Raw genomic sequence first — 16935 nt, 5'->3', positions numbered from 1 at the left:
CGAGGCCGCGCTGGCGCAGGCCGGCGACGGTGGTGCGGCGCTTGGTGTTCGACACGTGCGTCTCCCCCGTCCCGCGTCAGCCGATCCCGTGCTGCTGCAACCACATCTCGAGCAGGCCGAGTTGCCACAGCTTGTTGCCGCGCAGCGGGGTGAGTTCGCCGTTGGGGTCGCGCAGCAGGCCCTCGACGTACTCGGGGCGGAACAGGGCCCGGTCGCGGGCGGCCTGGCTGGACAGCGCGTCCTTCACGAGCCCCAGGACCTTGCCCTCGAGGTGGGTGATGGCCGGCACGGGGAAGTAGCCCTTGGGCCGGTCGATGACCTCGCGCGGGATGACCCGGTACCCGACCTGCTTGAGGATCCCCTTGCCGCCGTTCGCGAGCTGCAGCTCCGGCGGGACCGCCGCGGCGAGTTCGACGAGCTCGTGGTCCAGGAACGGGACGCGCGCCTCCAGCCCCCAGGCCATCGTCGTGTTGTCGACGCGCTTGACCGGGTCGTCGACGAGCATCACCTCGGTGTCCAGGCGCAGCGCCGCGTCGACGGCCGTGTCGGCCCCCGGGCGGGCGAAGTGGCGGGCGACGAACTCGCGCGAGACGTCCGTCCCCGTCATCCACTGCGGGTTCAGCACCTGCGCCATCTGCGCGTGGTCGCGGTCGAAGAACGCGCGGGCGTAGGCGTCGACGCCCTGTTCCGGGGTGAGCCCCGACAGGGGCGGGTACCAGTGGTACCCGCCGAACACCTCGTCGGCACCCTGGCCCGACTGCACGACCTTGATGGTCTGCGAGACCTGCTGGGAGAGCAGGTCGAACGCCACGACGTCGTGGCTGACCATGGGTTCGGCCATCGCCCCGACGGCGTGCGAGAGCGCGCCGACGAGTTCGTCGCCGCTGACCCGGATGCGGTGGTGGTTGGTGCCGAACCGCTGGGCGATGACATCGGAGTAGGCGAACTCGTCACCCTCACGGCCGCCGACGGACTCGAACCCGATGGAGTACGTCGCGAGGTCCTTCTGCCCCTGCTCGGCGAGCAGGGCGGTGATGAGGCTGGAGTCCAGGCCCCCCGACAGCAGCACGCCGACGGGGACGTCGGCGACGGTGCGCCGTTCCACGGCCGTCCGCAGCGCGGCGAGGACGGCGTCCTCCCAGTCCCGCTCGGAGAACCCGGCGAACTCCTCGCGGCGCACGTGGTCCGGTGCCCAGTAGCGGTGCTCGCGGGACGTGCCGTCGGGCTCGACGACGCGGACGGTCGCGGGCGGGAGCTTGCGCACGCCCTGCAGGACGGTGTGCGGGGCGGGCACGACGGCGTGCCAGGTCAGGTAGTGGTGCAGCGCGACGGGGTCGACGGTCGTGTCGACGTCGCCGGCCGCCAGCAGCGCGGGCAGGCTCGAAGCGAACCGCAGCCGGCCCGGCGTCTCGGCCAGGTACAGCGGTTTGATGCCGAGGCGGTCGCGCATGAGGACGACCCGGCCGGTGTCCCGCTCGTGCACGACGACGGCGAACATCCCGATGAGGTGGTCGACGACGTCGGTGCCCCAGCGGTGGTAGCCCTTGACGATGACCTCGGTGTCCGACGTCGAGGTGAACCGGTAGCCGTGGCCCGTCAGCTCCTCGCGCAGCTGCGGGTAGTTGTAGATGCAGCCGTTGAAGACGGCCGTCAGGCCGAGCTCGGGGTCCTGCATGGGCTGGGCGCCGCACGCCGAGAGGTCGATGATCGACAGGCGGCGGTGCCCGAAGGCGACGCGGCCCTGGGCCCAGACGCCCTCGCCGTCCGGCCCGCGGGGCGCCAGCGTCTGCGACATCCGCTGCACCGCCGCGACGTCGGCCGCCTTGCCGTCGAACCTGACCTCACCGCACAAGCCGCACATGGCGCACCATCCAACCGTGTGATCAGCCGGGGGGCCAGGTGAAGTCCCGGCCGCCGAGCACGTGGCCGTGCACGTGGAAGACCGACTGGCCCACCGCGGTGCCCGTGTTGAAGACGAGGCGGTACTCCCCGCCGCACCGCTCGTCGGCGATGCGCTGGGCGACCTCGACGAGCCGCGCGAGGGCCTGCGGCGAGGCCGCCGCGAGCTCGGCGACGTTCTCGTACCGCTCGCGCGGCACGACCAGGACGTGGACGGGCGCCTGGGGGTTGACGTCCTCGAAGGCGACGACGAGGTCGTCGGAGTGGACGATCGTCGCGGGGACCTCCCCCGCCACGATCTTGAGGAACAGGTCGTCGGGGGCGCGCTGCACGCGGGAGACCTCGGCCATGCCTCGCACGCTACTCGCGCGGCCGCGGGGTCCCGATCGTCGGCCCCTGGCTTTCGATGATCGGGAGTTGGGTGCCAACGATCCGGACCCCGAGCCTGCGAGGTGCGGCGAAGAACTTCGGGTTGGATGTCAACCGTGACCCTGCGTGACTCGTCTACACGGTGTGATGGTGATGAAGGAGCGCGTGGTGGTCGCTGACGACCCGCGCTCGTGGTCGGCCGACGAGGCCGTCGGGGCGCTGTACGCGGCGCACTGGCGGCGGTTCGTCGCGCTCGCGACCTCGCTCATGGGCGAGTCGGCGAGCGCCGAGGAGGTCGTCGCCGACGCCTTCGTCACCCTGCACCGGCGCTGGGACCGGCTGGCGGACAAGGGGTCCGCCGTCGCGTACCTGCGCACGAGCGTCGTCAACGGGGCCCGGGACGTGCTGAAGCACCGGGTCGTGGCCGACCGGCGCCGGCCCCTGCCGGACCCCGCGCCGGACGGTCCGGAGGAGCACGCGGTGCGGGCCTCGGAGCACCGCTCGGTGCTGAGCGCCCTGGACGGGCTGCCGACGCGGCAGCGGGAGGTCCTGGTGCTGCGCTACCAGGGCGAGATGTCCGAGCAGGACATCGCCGACGTCCTCGGCATCAGCCGGGGGGCCGTCAAGACGCACGCGCACCGCGGGCTGGCCGCGTTGCGCGAGGCCATGAGCCGGGAGGACCAGCGATGACCACTGATCGGAAGGAGCCGCGGTGGACGACGTGACCCCGTCGGGTCCGCTGCCGGACCCCGACGGCGACGACGACCTCAGCCCCACCGCGCGGCAGCTGCGCGACGTCCTGGCCGCCCGCGCGGCCGACGCACGACCGACCGATCGACTCGAGGAGATCCGCATGACCAGCCGAGCCGCCCGCCGCCGTTCCCGCGCCTGGGCCGCGGTCGCCGGGGTCGCCGCCGTCGTCGTCGTGGGCGGTGGCGCCTACGCCGTCACGCAGCGCAGCAGCGGGAACGTCAGCACGGTCGCTGCGAGCACCTCGGCGACGCCGTCCGGCTCCTCGGCGGCGCCGTCGACCGCGTCCTCGCCGACGAGCGCGGCCCCCTCCACGGCGGCGGGCTCCAGCGCGCCGGCGACGGCGAGCGGGACGGGCACGGGCACCGCGACGGGCACGGCCGCCACGGGCACGCTGCCCTCGGGCGCCGGGACGGTTCCCGTGTACTGGGTGGGCGGCCAGCCGTCGAAGCTGTTCCGCGAGTACGTCGAGGCCGGGACCGCGAAGGACGACCCCACGAACGCGCTGCGCGCCATGCTCGCCGGGAAGCCGTCCGACCCGGACTACTCCAGCCCGTGGTCGGCGGACCCGAGCGCGACCGTGACCTCCAGCGGCGGACGCCTCGTCGTCGACCTGTCCGCGTCGGCCGCGAGCGGCAGCGCCGGGGCGGGGGGCGCGCAGCTCGCCGTGCAGCAGCTCGTCTACACCGTGACGGCCGCCGCGGGCTCGGACGACCCGGTCGAGGTCCGCGTCGACGGCAAGGCCCGCCCGTCGCTGTTCGGCACCGCCGTCGCCGAGACGCTGTCCCGCGCCCCGCAGGCCGACGTCCAGGCGCCGGCCTGGATCACGTCGGTGACCGGTGCGTCGGGCTCCGTCGCGGTCAAGGGCGTCGGGTCGGCCTTCGAGGGCACCCTGATGTACACGATCACCAACAGCGCCGGCACCGAGGTCGCCCGCGACGCCGTGCAGGCGGGGGCGAACGGGACCTTCGCCCCGTTCTCCTTCACCGCGCAGGTGCCGGCGGGCACCTACACCGTCACGGTCTTCGCGCCGGACGAGTCCGGTGGCGAGGCGGGCCCGACCGCCGGGGACACCAAGACGGTCACCGTCTCCTGAAGGGCGCTCCCCCACTCGCCGTGGGGCGGGCGGACGTCGGGAGGCACGGGGTGACCCCGTGCCGTCAGGCGGGGCGGGCGCTCAGCGGCCGGAGAACCGGTCGCGCAGCTTCGAGAAGACGCCCTGGTGGCTCTCGGACAGCTTCCCGGCCGGCCGGACCTCCCCGCGCAGCTCGGCGAGGCGGCGCAGGAGCTCCTCCTGCTCCTCGTCGAGGTCGCGGGGCGTCAGGACCTCGAGCTTCACGAGCAGGTCACCGCGGCCCTGCGCGCGCAGGTGCTCGGCACCCTTCTGCTTCAGGGTCACGACGTCGCCGGCCTGCGCGCCGGGGCGCACGTCGATCTCCTCGGTGCCGTCGAGCGTCTCCAGCGGGATGCTCGCGCCGAGCGCGGCGGCCGTCATCGGCACCTCGAGGGTGCAGAGCAGGTCGTCCCCGGACCGGGAGTACACCGGGTGCGGACGCTCGTGGATCTCGACGTAGAGGTCCCCGGGCGGGCCGCCGGCCGTCCCCACCTCGCCCTGGGAGGCGAGCTGGATGCGGGTCCCGGTGTCCACGCCCGCGGGGATGCGGATCGTCAGAGGGCGGCGGGCGCGGATGCGGCCCTCCCCCGAGCACTCCAGGCACGGCGAGGGCAGCACGGTGCCGAAGCCGCGGCACGTCGGGCACGGCTGCTGGGTCATGACCTGCCCGAGCAGCGAGCGGACGACGCGCTGGACCGACCCCTGCCCGTGGCAGATGTCGCACGTGGCCGGGCTGGTGCCCGGCTGGCAGCAGGAGCCCTTGCAGGTCGGGCAGAGGATCGCGGTGTCGACCTGGATCGAGCGTTCGCCGCCGAAGGCGGCCTCGGCCAGGTCGACGTCGACGCGGATCAGGGCGTCCTGACCGCGCTGGGTCCGGCTGGCCGGACCGGGGCCCCGGCCGCCCCCGCCGCCCTGGCCGAAGAACGCGTCCATGATGTCCGAGAAGCCGAACCCGGCCCCGAAGCCGCCGCCCGCACCGCCGGGCATGGCACCGCCCCGGTCGTAGGCCGAGCGCTTGTCGGGGTTCGACAGCGTCTCGTAGGCCTGCGAGACCTCCTTGAACTGCTCCCCCGCGTCGGGGTTGACGTCGGGGTGCAGCTTGCGCGCGAGCTTGCGGTACGCGCGCTTGATGTCCTCCGTGGAGGCGTCGCGGGAGACGCCCAGGACGTCGTAGTAGTCGCTCACGAGGTCGGGGTTCTCCTGTCGGTTCTCTTCCGGGTGCTGGTCACGAGTCGTCTCACTACCGGGTCACGACGCGAGGATCCGCGAGACGTAGCGTGACACCGCTCGGACCGCGGCCATCGTCGTCGGGTAGTCCATGCGGGTGGGGCCGAGGACGCCGAGGCGGGCCAGGACCGCCTCGCCGCCGTAGCCGGTGGTCACGACGGACGTCCCGTCGAGACCGAGGTGCAGGTTCTCGGCGCCGATCCGGACGCTCAGGCCGCCGCGTTCGGACGGGTGCTCCTCGGCCAGCTCCTGCACCAGGCGCAGCAGCACGACGTGCTCCTCCAGGGCCTCCAGGACGCTGCCCAGCGGCATCGACAGGTCGGCCCCGGACTTGACGAGGTTCGACGTCCCGGCGATGACGACGCGCTCCTCCAGGGAGGCGGTGAGGCAGTCCCCCAGGGAGGCCGCGACCTCCGCCGCGATGGCGATGTCGGCCTGCGGCGTCTGCTGGACGAGGTCGGTGAGCGCCTCGCGCGCCTCACGCAACCGCTTGCCGGCGACGGAGGCGTTGACCCGCGTGCGCAGCGCCGCCAGCGACACCCCGAGCGTCTCGACGTCGACGGCCGAGCGGACGTCCAGGACGCGCTGCTCGACGCGGCCGGAGTCGGTGATGAGGACGAGCAGGGCGCTGCGCCCGCCCACCCCCACGAGCTCGACGTGCCGCACGCTGGCGCGCGAGAGCGACGGGTACTGCACGACGGCGGCCTGCCGCGTCAGCTGTGCCAGCAGGCGCACGGTCCGGTCCACGACGTCGTCGAGGTCGTCCGCGCCGTGCAGGAAGGTCTCGATGGCGCGCTTCTCCGCCGGCGTCATGGGCTTGACGTTGGCGAGGCGGTCGACGAAGAGGCGGTACCCCTTGTCCGTCGGGATGCGGCCCGCGCTGGTGTGCGGCTGGGTGATGTAGCCCTCGTCCTCGAGCACGGCCATGTCGTTGCGGATGGTCGCCGGGGACACGCCGAGCTGGTGCCGCTCCACCAGGGCCTTCGACCCGACGGGCTCGTGGGTGGAGACGTAGTCCTCCACGATGGCCCGCAGCACCGCGAGCCTGCGGTCGTCGCTCATCCACCCCTCCCGGTCCGGTGTCGGCATCCACCCTGTTGGCACTCTTCGCGCGCGAGTGCCAAGTCTAGGACGTGTGCCCCGGCCGCGCCTCCACCGTCCGGTGCGGGTCGCTCGTTAGCGTGCCGCGGGTGAGCCAGCTGCCCCCCGACCGGTACGGCGCCGACGTGCTGTCCGCCGACCCGCACGCCCGCACCCGCCCCAAGCCCGTCCACCGCGACGAGCCGGCCGTCCGCGGGCTCGTCGTCGAGGACGTCGACACGGGCTGGGTCGGCGCCGTCGTGCGGGTGGAGAAGAGCGGCGGCGTCCACGTCGTCGTCCTGGAGGACGCCAGGGGCCGCACCCGCACCTTCCCGCTCGGCCCGGGGTTCTGGGTCGACGGGCAGCCGGTCCGCCTCGTCGCCCCCGTGAGCGCCGGCCCGGCCCGCCCCACCCGGACGGCCAGCGGCTCGGTCGCCGTGACCGGTGCCACGGCACGCACCGCCCGCGCCTCGCGCATCCTCGTCGAGGGGCGGCACGACGCCGAGCTCGTCGAGAAGGTCTGGGGCGACGACCTGCGCGTCGAGGGCGTCGTCGTGGAGATGCTCGACGGCGTGGACGATCTCGACGCCGCGATCCGCGCGTTCGGCCCCCGCCCCGGCCGCCGCATCGGCGTCCTCGTCGACCACCTCGTCCCGGGGTCGAAGGAGTCGCGCATCGTCGCCAAGGTCGCCACCAGCCCGCACGTCCTCGTCCTGGGGCACCCCTTCATCGACGTGTGGCAGTCGGTCCGGCCGCAGCGGCTGGGCTGGACGCGGTGGCCGACGATCCCGAAGGGGCAGGACTGGAAGCACGGCGTCCTCGCCGAGCTCGGCTGGCCGCACGCGTCGCAGGCCGACGTCGCGCACGGGTGGAAGCGCATCCTCGGGACCGTCCGCAGCTACGCCGACCTCGAGCCCGCGCTGCTGGGCCGGGTGGAGGAACTCGTGGACTTCGTCACCGCAGACCTGGCGGACCGCTGAGCGAACCGGGAGGATCGGAACCGTGAGCCAGCCGCCGTACCCCCAGCAGCCGCCCTACTCGCCCGCGCCCCTGTCGCCGTCCGACGAGCGGATGTGGGGGATGTTCGGGCACCTGTCCGCGATCGCGGCCAGCTTCATCGGCCTGCCGTTCCTCGGCCCGCTCGTCATCTTCCTGGTCCTGAAGGACCGCAGCGGGTTCGTGCGCGGGCACAGCGCCGAGGCGCTGAACATGACGATCTCGCTCATCGTCTACGAACTCGTCCTCGGACTCGTCCTGGGCGTCTTCGCCCTCGTGACCTTCGGCATCGGCGCCCTCTTCTTCGCCGTGGCGTGGATCCCGGCCGTCGTCTTCCTCGTGTTCACGATCCTCGCGGCCGTGGCCGCCAACCAGGGCCGCGTGTACCGCTACCCGCTGGTCTTCCGGCTGGTGCGCTGAGGTTCACGCCACCGCGCGCAGGTCCCCCTCGGCGTCCGCGCCGAGCGGGACCAGCGCGACGGTCGTGACGCCGGCGCGTTCGTAGTCGTCCAGCCGCCGGCGCACGGCCTCGACGGAACCCACGAGGCTCGTCGCCTCGAGGAGTCCCGACGGGACCCGTTGCACCGCTTCGTCCTTGCGACCCGCGAGGTACAGGTCCTGCACGGCGTCGACGGCCTCGCCGAACCCCAGGCGACGGCCGAGGTCGGCGTAGAAGTTCGACTCCTTCGACCCCATCCCCCCGACGTAGAGCGCGATGAGCTTGCGCGCCGGGAGTTCCGCGCGGGCGCGGTCCTCCCCCGTCGCGTCGGTCAGGACGAACGGCACCGACGCCGTCACCTCGAACCGTTCCGGCGGCGTCGCGCGGCGGGCGAAACCCGCGGCGAGCCGCTCGGTGGACTCCGCCGCGTTCTCCGGGACGAGGAACGAGGGCAGCCAGCCGTCGGCGATCTCCCCGGCGAGTTCCACGTTGCGCGGGCCCACGGCGGCGAGGTGGATCGGCAGGTCCGCTCGCGGCGGCGGCTGCATGAGCTTGAGCGGGATCCCCGGACCCCCCGGCAGCGGCAGCGTGAGGTGCTCCCCCGCGAACGTGGAGTCCTCCCGGGCCAGCAACCGCCGGACGAGGGCGACGTAGTCGCGCGTGCGCGCCAGGGGTTTCGCGAACGGCTGGCCGTACCAGCCCTCGGCCACCTGCGGTCCGGACACCCCGAGGCCTAGGCGGAAGCGCCCGCCCGACAAGCCGTCCAGCGTGGCGGCCGTCATCGCCGTCGACGCCGCGGCGCGCGCGGGGACCTGCAGGACGGCGGAGCCGAGGCCGATGCGGGTCGTCTGCCCCGCCAGCCAGCCCAGCACGCTGACCGCGTCCGTGCCGTACGCCTCGGCGACCCAGACGGAGGCGAACCCCGCGTCCTCGGCCGCGTGCGTGAGCTCCAGCGCTCGCGCGGCGGCGGGTCCGACGGGACCGGTGAGGTAGCCGACGCTGAGCCCGAGGTCCATGACCGCACGCTACCGGCGTGGGCTGAGCCTCCGGTCGGGGGCAACCTGCACAGCTCCCCCACAGGACTCCGGCCACCCGGCGGTTAGCGTCGACGGGTGCCCCTCGACACGACGCCCCCCGAGCCCGCCGACCCGTTGCGCGTCGTCCTGGACGCGCACGCCCGCACCCTTGCGACCGCGACCGCGCGCTACTCCTGGCGCACCCCCGTGCAGGGCCCCGTCCACACGACGGCCCACGGGCACACGGACCTGACGACGGGCGCCGCCACGATGACCACGGTCACCACGGCAGCACCCCCACCTCCCGCCGACGACGGCGTCCTCGTGCTCGACGGTCTCATCGCGCTGCCCGGCCAGGACGCTCCCCCGGAGGAGATGACGGCGCACGCCCTCCTCGTCCCGGAGGACGGCACGCTGACGATGGTCCTCCTCGACGGGCCCCCCTCCCAGGACGACCAGGGGCGCTGGGCCGGCTCACGCGCCGACACCCCCGGCCTGCCGATGGAGGTCGACGCCCTCCTGGGCAGCGTCGCCGCCACCTTCCACTGGCTCGCGGCGGCGACGGGCGCGGAACCGGACGACGCCCCCGGCCGGTACCGGGTGGACCTCGACCTGTCGACGCTCGTGGACGACGCTCCCCCGCACCGGCGCGAGCGGGTGCGACTGACGCTGGACCGGTTGCACCGCGGCCTGTCCAGCGGTTCCTCCGCCGGCACCGTCGAGGCGGTCGTCGAGATCGACCAGGGCGCCGGCCTCGTCACGTCACTCAGCGTCAGGTCAGTGGGGATGCAGGGGGCGCGGATCGACCCCGTCCTGTTGGAACTGCGGGACCACGGTCTCCCAGCGGGGGTCCCTCCCGTGGGCGGGTGACCCGGGCCACCCGGAGCCGGGCCGCGGTCAGTCCAGCAACCGCCGCACCACCGCGTCGGCGAGCAGACGCCCACGGCGGGTCAGCGCGACCCGCCCCCCGGCGGCGGGTTCGAGGAGCCCGTCGAGCAGCAGTTGCGCGGTCTGCGGCCGCACCCCCCACCACGCGGGGTCGAAACCCTCCGCGAGCCGGGAGCGCAGGAGCACGTCCTCGACGCGGCGGTCGTCGTCCGAGAGGCGTTCGCGGGCGTGCGCGGGTGACGTCCCGGCGTCCAGCCGTCCGGCGTAGGCGCTGGGGTGCTTGACGTTCCACCACCGCACGCCGCCGACGTGGCTGTGCGCACCCGGTCCGATCCCCCACCAGTCGCCGCCGCGCCAGTAGGCGAGGTTGTGCCGGCACGCGAACTCCGGCCCGCGGGCCCAGTTGCTCACCTCGTACCAGCCGTACCCGGCCGCGGCGAGCGTGTCGTCGACGACCTCGTACTTGTCGGCCTCGTCGTCGTCGGAGGGTTCGGGCACCTCACCGCGGCGCATCTGCGCGGCCAGCTTCGTGCCCTGTTCGACGATGAGCGCGTAGGCAGAGACGTGGTCCGGCGAACAGGCCAGGGCGGCGTCGAGGCTGCGACGCAGGTCGTCGACCGATTCCCCCGGGGTGCCGTAGATGAGGTCGAGGCTGACGTCGAGCCCGGCCTCGCGCGCCCACCGCACCGCGAGCGGGACCCGGGCGGGGTCGTGGGTGCGTTCCAGGACGGCCAGGACGTGCGGCACCGCGGACTGCATGCCGAAGGAGACGCGGGTGAACCCGGCCTCGCGCAGCGTCGCGAGCCCCTCGGGGGTCACCGAGTCGGGGTTCGCCTCCGTCGTGACCTCCGCGCCGGGCGCGAGGCCGAACTCGTCGCGGACGGCGGCGAGCATCGTCGCGAGGTCGTCGGCCGGCAGCAGCGTCGGGGTGCCGCCGCCGAAGAAGACCGTCTCGGCCGGGCGGACGGCGTCCCCCAGCACCCGCGCGGCGAGGCGCACCTCGGCGGTCGCGGTCTGCGCGTAGGCGGCCTGGGAGGCCCCGCCGCCGAGCTCGGTGGCCGTGTAGGTGTTGAAGTCGCAGTAGCCGCAGCGGACGGCGCAGAACGGGACGTGCAGGTAGACGCCGAACGTGCGGTCGGCGGCCCCGGCGAGGGCCTGCGGCGGCAGGGCGCCGTCGGTCGGGACGGTCTCGCCGTCGGGCAGGGTGCTCGGCACGGCTCCAGTGTCACCCCTGACGGGGACTGCCCGGGTACCCGTAGGGGGTAGGGGTTGCATCCGGTACCCCGAGGGGGTACCAAGGAGGCATGGAGCACGGGCCGGGCTACGCCAGGGAGAAGGACGAGGTCCTCAAGCGGCTGCGCCGCGTCGAGGGACAGGTGCGCGGACTGCAGCGCATGGTCGAGGAGGACGCGTACTGCATCGACGTCCTCACCCAGGTCTCCGCCGCGACCAAGGCCCTGCAGGCCGTGGCCCTGTCGCTGCTGGACGACCACCTCGGGCACTGCGTCGCGCACGCGGCGGCCGAGGGCGGCGCGGTGGCCGACGAGAAGATCAAGGAAGCGAGCGCGGCGATCGCGCGGTTGGTGAGGTCCTGATGAGCGAGAACCGGTTCGGTGTGTCCGGGATGACGTGCGCGCACTGCGTCGGCGCGGTGACGGAGGAGGTGTCGGCGCTGCCCGGCGTCGAGTCCGTCCACGTCGACCTCGTCCCGGACGGCACCTCCACCGTCACGGTCACCGCCACCTCCCCCCTCGAGGAGTCGGCCGTCGCGGCCGCCGTCGACGAGGCGGGGTACGAGCTGGTGCGCTGATGGCCGTCCCGTTGGAAGCGTTCACCCCCGTCGAACTCACGATCGGCGGGATGACGTGCGCGTCCTGCGCGCACCGCATCGAGAAGAAGCTCAACCGCATGCCGGGCGTCGAGGCCAGCGTGAACTACGCGACCGAGAAGGCCACCGTCCGGCTGCCGTCCGGCACCGACGTCGCGGACGCCATCGCCGTCGTGGAGAAGACCGGCTACACCGCCGCGCTCCCCGATCCCGAACCCGTTGCAGCCGAAACTGATCCGGTCACCGCGGAACTCGGACGCCGACTCGCGGTCACGGCCGCCCTGGGCCTTCCGGTCCTGGCGCTGTCGATGGTTCCCGCGCTGCAGTTCACGAACTGGCAGTGGCTGGCTTTCGCCCTCGCCTCCCCCGTCGCGGTGTGGGGCGCGTGGCCGTTCCACCGGGCCGCGGTGGTCAACGCCCGGCACGGCGCCGCCACGATGGACACGCTCGTGAGCATCGGCGTCGCGGCGGCCTGGCTGACGTCGTGCGCTTCGCTGTTCCTCGGCGACGCCGGGATGCCCGGCATGCACATGGAGTTCCGGCTCTGGGGATCGGCCGGCGACGAGCTCTACCTCGAGGTCGCGGCCGTCGTCACCGTGTTCGTCCTGGCCGGCCGCTACCTGGAGGCCCGGGCCCGGCGGCGGTCCGGTGCCGCACTGCGGGCACTGCTCGCCGTGGGCGCGAAGGACGTCGGCGTCCTGCGGGACGGCGTCGAGCACCGCGTCGCCGTCGGCGACCTGCGTCCCGGGGACGAGTTCGTCGTCCGCCCCGGCGAGACCGTCGCCACCGACGGCACGGTCGTCGACGGCCGTTCCGCGGTCGACGCGTCCGTCGTCACGGGCGAGTCCGTCCCCGTCGAGGTCACCGCGGGCGACGACGTCGTCGGCGGCACGGTCAACGCCGGTGGGCGGCTCGTCGTGCGCGCCACCCGGGTGGGGGCCGACACGGCCCTGGCCCGCATCGGCCGCGCTGTCGAGGAGGCGCAGTCGGGGAAGGCTGCGGCGCAACGCCTCGCCGACCGCGTCTCGGGCGTCTTCGTCCCCGTCGTGCTCGTCGTGGCCCTCGCCACCTTCCTCGGCTGGTGGCTGTCCGGCGCGAGTGCGGGGCACGCGCTGACCACCGCGGTCGCCGTCCTCGTCATCGCCTGCCCGTGCGCCCTGGGCCTGGCGACCCCGACCGCGCTGCTCGTCGGCACGGGCCGCGGCGCGCAGGTCGGCATCCTCGTCAAGGGACCGGAGGCGCTGGAGGCCACCCGCCGCGTCGACACCGTCGTCCTCGACAAGACCGGCACGGTGACGACGGGGCGGATGACCCTCGCCGCCGTCGTCCCCACCCAGGGTCTGGACGCCGCGGACCTGCTGCGGCGCACCGGGTCCCTGGAGGACGCCTCCGAGCACCCCGTGGGCCGGGCCGTCGCCGTCGCCGCCCGCGAGGCCGGTCCGCTGGCTACCGCGACCGACGTCGTGGCGACCGCTGGCGCCGGCATCGCCGGGACCGTCGGGGGCGTCGCGCTGCGCGTGGGACGGCCGGACTGGGCCCACGCCGACCTGCCGCCTGCCCTGCGGGACGCGCTCGAGGAGCACGAGTCCGCGGGCCGGACGGTCCTCGTGGTCGTCGAGGACGGGGAGCCGGCGGGCGTGCTCGCCGTGGCCGACGCCGTGCGCCCCACGAGCCGGGAGGCGGTCGCCGGGTTCCGTTCCCTCGGTCTGCACCCGGTCCTGCTCACGGGCGACCACGAGCGCACCGCGCGCACCGTCGCGGACGCCGTGGGGATCGACGACGTCGTGGCCGGGGCGCGTCCGGAGGACAAGCTCGCCCACGTCCGCGCCCTGCAGGCGCAGGGCAGGGTCGTCGCGGTCGTCGGGGACGGTGTCAACGACGCCGCCGCGCTGGCCGTGGCCGACCTCGGCATCGCCCTGGGCACCGGGACGGACGTGGCCGTCGAGGCCGGTGACCTGACCCTCGTCCGCGCCGACCTGCTGGCGGCCGTGGACGCCGTGCGGCTGTCCCGACGGACGCTGTCCACGATCCGCGGCAACCTCTTCTGGGCGTTCGCCTACAACGTCGCCGCGCTCCCCCTGGCCGCCGCCGGGCTGCTGAACCCCGTCGTCGCGTCGGCGGCCATGGCGTTCTCGTCCGTGTTCGTCGTCACGAACTCGCTGCGGCTGCGCCGGTTCCGGTAGGCCGCCTGGTAGAACCGGGGAGTCTGCACCACCCGGTGCGGCGGTCCCGGACGAAGGAGTCCCGGTGAGCACCGACGACGTGCAGGACGAGGGGCGCGCAGCGCCCTACCGCGACCCCCGGCTGCCGGTCGCCGAACGCGTCGCGGACCTGCTGGGCCGCATGACGCTGGAGGAGAAGGCAGGTCAGCTCTTCCACACGATGGTCGAGGTGGGACCCGAGGGAACGCTGGCCGAGGAGCCGTCGCGCATGGGGGCCGCCACCGCCCGCGACCTGGTGACGCGCCGGCACCTGACCCACGTCAACGTGCTGGCCGCGCCCCGGACGGCGCGCGAGTTCGCCCGGTGGCACAACCGCCTGCAGGACCTCGCGGCCGGCACGCGCCTCGGCATCCCCGTGACGGTGTCCAGCGACCCGCGGCACTCCTTCACCGACAACCCCGGCACCGCCCTGCTGTCCGGGCCGTTCTCCCAGTGGCCCGAGACGCTCGGGCTCGCGGCCCTGCGCGACGAACGGCTGGTCGAGGAGCACGCCGACGCCGTCCGCCGCGAGTACCTCGCCGTGGGCATCCGCACCGCCCTGCACCCGCAGGTCGACGTGCTCACCGAGGCCCGCTGGGCCCGCGGCGGCGCGACCTTCGGGGAGGACGCCGACCTCGTCGGCCGGCTCGGCGCGGCGTACGTGCGCGGGTTGCAGGGCACCGGCGACGTCGCGCGGGAGCAGGGCCTCGACGGCACCTTCGGCCGGGACTCGGTCTCGACGATGACCAAGCACTTCCCCGGCGGCGGACCGCAACGGGACGGCGAGGACCCCCACTTCCCCCACGGCCGGGAACAGGTCTACCCGGGTGGGCACTTCGAGACCCACGTGCGCCCCTTCCACGACCTGCTCGCCGCCGGGACCCGCCAGGTGATGCCCTACTACGGGATGCCCGTCGGCCTCGTCCGCGACGGCGAGCCCGTCGAGGAAGTCGGTTTCGGGTTCAACCGCCAGGTCGTCACCGGCCTGCTGCGAGAGGAACTCGGCTTCGACGGGATCGTCTGCACCGACTGGGGTCTGGTCACCGACGCCGAGGTGTTCGGGCAGCCCTTCCCGGCGCGCGCCTGGGGCGTGGAGCACCTGACGCGCAGCGAGCGCGTGGAACGGATCCTGGCCGCCGGCGCCGACCAGCTGGGCGGCGAGGCCTGCCCGGAACTGGTGGTGGACCTCGTCCGCAGCGGTCGCGTCGGCGAGGACCGCGTCGACGTCTCCGTGGCCCGGCTGCTGCGGGAGAAGTTCGTGCTCGGGCTCTTCGACGACGCCCGTCACGTGGACGAGGACGCCGCCGAGGCCGTCGTCGGCGCCGCCGACCTGGTGGCTGCGGGGCGCCGCACGCAGTCCCGGTCGGTCACGGTGCTCACCGCGGACGCCTTCCCGCTCCCCCTGCGTCCCGGGACGTCGACCCCCCTGCGCCTGTTCGCCGCCGCGGTGGTCACCGAGGACGACGCAGGACCCCTGCTGCGCCCCCTCCCGGTCCCGCCGGAGCCCCGCGCGGGGGTCGAGGTCGTGGACGACCCGGGCCGCGCCGACGTCGCCCTGCTGCGCCTCGAGGCGCCCTACGAGCGGCGCGGTCCCGGGTTCGAGTCGTTCTTCCACGCCGGTTCGCTGGAGTTCCCGACCCCCGTCCTCGACGCGGTGCGGGACCTCGCAGCCCGCGTGCCGACGGTCGCCGTCGTCCACCTCGACCGACCGGCGGTGCTGACGCCCCTGGCCGAGGCCGGGCTCACCCTCGTCGTGGACTTCGGCGCGTCCACCGAGGCGCTGCTCGACGCGCTCACCGGGGCCGTTCCGGCGCAGGGCCGGCTGGCGTTCGACCTGCCGCGGTCGATGGCCGCCGTCGTCGACTCACCGTCGGACGCACCCTTCAGCACGCAGGACCCGCTGTTCCGGTTCGGCCACGGCGTTCCCGTGCGGGTGTAGGCGTCAGGGCAGCGCGTTGGCCCGTGCGACGCCGCCGTACCAGTGGGCGCTGGGCTTCGGGGTCCGCTCGAACGTCTCCCGGTCCCACGCGACGAGGCCGAACGTCGGGCGGTACCCCGAGGCCCACTCGTAGTTGTCGAGCAGGCTCCAGTGCAGGTACCCGCGCACGTCGATCCCCTCGACGAGGCAGTCGTGGATCCCCTCCAGGGACGCCTGCGTGTAGGCGATCCGCCGGGTGTCGTCCGCCGTGGCGATGCCGTTCTCGGTCACCACCAACGGGACGCCGCCGGTCAACTCCCACGCCGCGCGCAACCCGTCGGCCGCGGCCTGCGGGTAGAACTCCCAGCCCGTGAGCGTGGTCTCGACGTCCTCGCGCACCGGCAGGGGGCCGTCGGGACCCACGAAGGTGCGGGTGTAGGCCTGGACACCGACGAAGTCGTTGCCCTTGGCGGCCTCGAGGTACCAGTCGTCGCGCGGGTGGCCGTACTCCGCGGTCGTGTCGTCCGCGCCGGGTTCCCCCGTGCTCTTGAACGCCTGGGTCGCGACCGTCCACCCCGTCTTCGCCTGCGGCAGCTGCGACAGCACGTCGCGCGCCCGTTCGTGGGAGGCGAGCAGCTGGTCGGCGACGTGCAGGTCCGGGTTCGGCAGGCCGTGCGCGACGAGGTTCGAGGCGTCCTCGCCGCCGGCGAGCATGGCGGCGATGTTCGGTTCGTTGACCGTGCAGATCCACTCGACGTCGCGGACGACGGGCAGCGCCGCCTCGACGTACCGGCCGAACAGGTCGGGGGCGTCGTCGGCCCGCCAGAACCCGTCGCGCTCGAACCAGCGCGGCACCGTGAAGTGCATCAGCGTGACCACCGGTTCGACGCCGAACTCACGGCAGGTGTCGACCATGCGCCGGTAGTGGTCGACCGCGGCCCGCGAGACGAACCCCCGCTCGGGTTCGACGCGGGCCCACTCGAGGCTGAACCGGTAGGAGGTCAGCCCGAGGTCGGCGAGGACCCTGATGTCCTCGCGGTAGCGGTGGTAGCTGTCGGCGGCGTCGCCGGAGGGTTCCACGATGCCCCAGGCCGCGGCCAGGGCCGGGTCGTGCTCGTGGACCCACCAGTTGCTGGCGACGTTGCCGCCCTCGACCTGGTGCGCGGCGGTGGCCGCGCCCCAGAGGAAACCGTCGGGGAAGGTGCGCATC

Annotated in this window: 16 protein-coding genes; 9 read left to right on the top strand and 7 right to left on the bottom strand. The window is 74.2% G+C overall.

All coding sequences use genetic code 11. The annotated features are described in order from the left end of the window. Positions 1 to 76: 76 nt before the first annotated feature. Complete coding sequence (locus AB1207_RS00630; RefSeq protein ID WP_367635840.1) at positions 77 to 1861, bottom strand: N-acetylglutaminylglutamine amidotransferase; 1785 nt, start codon at positions 1859 to 1861, stop codon at positions 77 to 79. Between the two features lie 22 nt (positions 1862 to 1883). Then, entirely contained in the window at positions 1884 to 2249 is a 366-nt protein-coding gene (locus AB1207_RS00625; protein ID WP_367635839.1) for a histidine triad nucleotide-binding protein, read from the bottom strand. A 187-nt stretch (positions 2250 to 2436) separates the two neighbouring features. Here AB1207_RS00625 and AB1207_RS00620 point away from each other — a divergent pair, with 187 nt between their 5' ends. After that, a complete protein-coding gene (locus tag AB1207_RS00620; protein WP_367635838.1) occupies positions 2437 to 2958 on the top strand; it encodes an RNA polymerase sigma factor in 522 nt (173 codons plus the stop codon). Positions 2959 to 2980: 22 nt separating this feature from the next. Next, positions 2981 to 4114 (top strand): Gmad2 immunoglobulin-like domain-containing protein, encoded by a 1134-nt coding sequence (locus AB1207_RS00615; protein ID WP_367635837.1) that lies wholly within the window; start codon positions 2981 to 2983, stop codon positions 4112 to 4114. Positions 4115 to 4195: 81 nt separating this feature from the next. On the opposite strand, the gene dnaJ is transcribed toward AB1207_RS00615, so the two are convergent. Next, a complete protein-coding gene (gene dnaJ / locus AB1207_RS00610) occupies positions 4196 to 5317 on the bottom strand; it encodes a molecular chaperone DnaJ (RefSeq protein ID WP_367635836.1) in 1122 nt (373 codons plus the stop codon). Positions 5318 to 5380: 63 nt separating this feature from the next. After that, a complete protein-coding gene (gene hrcA / locus AB1207_RS00605; RefSeq protein WP_367635835.1) occupies positions 5381 to 6421 on the bottom strand; it encodes a heat-inducible transcriptional repressor HrcA in 1041 nt (346 codons plus the stop codon). Positions 6422 to 6558: 137 nt separating this feature from the next. Here hrcA and AB1207_RS00600 point away from each other — a divergent pair, with 137 nt between their 5' ends. Both AB1207_RS00600 and AB1207_RS00595 read left to right on the top strand, forming a co-directional pair. Continuing rightward, complete coding sequence (locus tag AB1207_RS00600; RefSeq protein ID WP_437178848.1) at positions 6559 to 7419, top strand: DUF3097 domain-containing protein; 861 nt, start codon at positions 6559 to 6561, stop codon at positions 7417 to 7419. 22 nt (positions 7420 to 7441) lie between these two features. After that, a complete protein-coding gene (locus tag AB1207_RS00595; RefSeq protein ID WP_367635833.1) occupies positions 7442 to 7855 on the top strand; it encodes a DUF4870 domain-containing protein in 414 nt (137 codons plus the stop codon). A gap of 3 nt (positions 7856 to 7858) precedes the next feature. On the opposite strand, the gene AB1207_RS00590 is transcribed toward AB1207_RS00595, so the two are convergent. Further along, positions 7859 to 8890: an LLM class F420-dependent oxidoreductase gene (locus AB1207_RS00590; RefSeq protein ID WP_367635832.1), complete on the bottom strand. Its 1032-nt coding sequence runs from the start codon at positions 8888 to 8890 to the stop codon at positions 7859 to 7861. A 96-nt stretch (positions 8891 to 8986) separates the two neighbouring features. Between AB1207_RS00590 and AB1207_RS00585 the strand changes: the two genes are divergently transcribed. Then, positions 8987 to 9760, top strand: a complete 774-nt coding sequence (locus AB1207_RS00585) for a hypothetical protein (RefSeq protein ID WP_367635831.1) — start codon at positions 8987 to 8989, stop codon at positions 9758 to 9760. A 27-nt stretch (positions 9761 to 9787) separates the two neighbouring features. Here the strand turns inward: AB1207_RS00585 and hemW are convergent, their stop codons facing one another. After that, a complete protein-coding gene (gene hemW, locus AB1207_RS00580; protein WP_367635830.1) occupies positions 9788 to 10993 on the bottom strand; it encodes a radical SAM family heme chaperone HemW in 1206 nt (401 codons plus the stop codon). 89 nt (positions 10994 to 11082) lie between these two features. Between hemW and AB1207_RS00575 the strand changes: the two genes are divergently transcribed. The 4 genes from AB1207_RS00575 (at position 11083) to AB1207_RS00560 (ending at position 15746) form a co-directional block, all read left to right on the top strand. Further along, complete coding sequence (locus AB1207_RS00575) at positions 11083 to 11373, top strand: metal-sensitive transcriptional regulator (RefSeq protein ID WP_367635829.1); 291 nt, start codon at positions 11083 to 11085, stop codon at positions 11371 to 11373. Continuing rightward, positions 11373 to 11588 (top strand): heavy-metal-associated domain-containing protein, encoded by a 216-nt coding sequence (locus tag AB1207_RS00570; RefSeq protein ID WP_367635828.1) that lies wholly within the window; start codon positions 11373 to 11375, stop codon positions 11586 to 11588. Before AB1207_RS00575 ends, AB1207_RS00570 begins: the two co-directional genes overlap by 1 nt. Next, the gene (locus AB1207_RS00565) at positions 11588 to 13789 is read left to right on the top strand and encodes a heavy metal translocating P-type ATPase (RefSeq protein ID WP_367635827.1); all 2202 of its coding nucleotides are present in this window, start codon (positions 11588 to 11590) and stop codon (positions 13787 to 13789) included. The genes AB1207_RS00570 and AB1207_RS00565 overlap by 1 nt, the downstream gene beginning before the upstream one ends. A gap of 64 nt (positions 13790 to 13853) precedes the next feature. Next, positions 13854 to 15746, top strand: a complete 1893-nt coding sequence (locus AB1207_RS00560; RefSeq protein WP_367635826.1) for a glycoside hydrolase family 3 protein — start codon at positions 13854 to 13856, stop codon at positions 15744 to 15746. Between the two features lie 3 nt (positions 15747 to 15749). Here AB1207_RS00560 and AB1207_RS00555 read toward each other — a convergent pair whose 3' ends face one another. Continuing rightward, the gene (locus tag AB1207_RS00555; protein WP_367635825.1) at positions 15750 to 16934 is read right to left on the bottom strand and encodes a glycoside hydrolase family 1 protein; all 1185 of its coding nucleotides are present in this window, start codon (positions 16932 to 16934) and stop codon (positions 15750 to 15752) included. Position 16935 lies beyond the last annotated feature (1 nt).

Source organism: Kineococcus endophyticus, assembly GCF_040796495.1.
Lineage (GTDB): Bacteria > Actinomycetota > Actinomycetes > Actinomycetales > Kineococcaceae > Kineococcus > Kineococcus endophyticus.
Note: the sequence above shows the minus strand (reverse complement) of the source record. Positions and strands in the feature narration are given on the sequence as shown.

Excerpts from the sequence above, each read along its gene's own strand:
- AB1207_RS00625 (WP_367635839.1), bottom strand. The coding sequence starts at position 2,249 with ATGGCCGAGGTCTCCCGCGTGCAGCGCGCCCCCGACGACCTGTTCCTC.
- AB1207_RS00590 (WP_367635832.1), bottom strand. The coding sequence starts at position 8,890 with ATGGACCTCGGGCTCAGCGTCGGCTACCTCACCGGTCCCGTCGGACCC.
- AB1207_RS00570 (WP_367635828.1), top strand. The coding sequence starts at position 11,373 with ATGAGCGAGAACCGGTTCGGTGTGTCCGGGATGACGTGCGCGCACTGC.
- AB1207_RS00565 (WP_367635827.1), top strand. The coding sequence starts at position 11,588 with ATGGCCGTCCCGTTGGAAGCGTTCACCCCCGTCGAACTCACGATCGGC.
- AB1207_RS00630 (WP_367635840.1), bottom strand. The coding sequence starts at position 1,861 with ATGTGCGGCTTGTGCGGTGAGGTCAGGTTCGACGGCAAGGCGGCCGAC.
- hrcA (WP_367635835.1), bottom strand. The coding sequence starts at position 6,421 with ATGAGCGACGACCGCAGGCTCGCGGTGCTGCGGGCCATCGTGGAGGAC.
- AB1207_RS00555 (WP_367635825.1), bottom strand. The coding sequence starts at position 16,934 with ATGCGCACCTTCCCCGACGGTTTCCTCTGGGGCGCGGCCACCGCCGCG.
- AB1207_RS00575 (WP_367635829.1), top strand. The coding sequence starts at position 11,083 with ATGGAGCACGGGCCGGGCTACGCCAGGGAGAAGGACGAGGTCCTCAAG.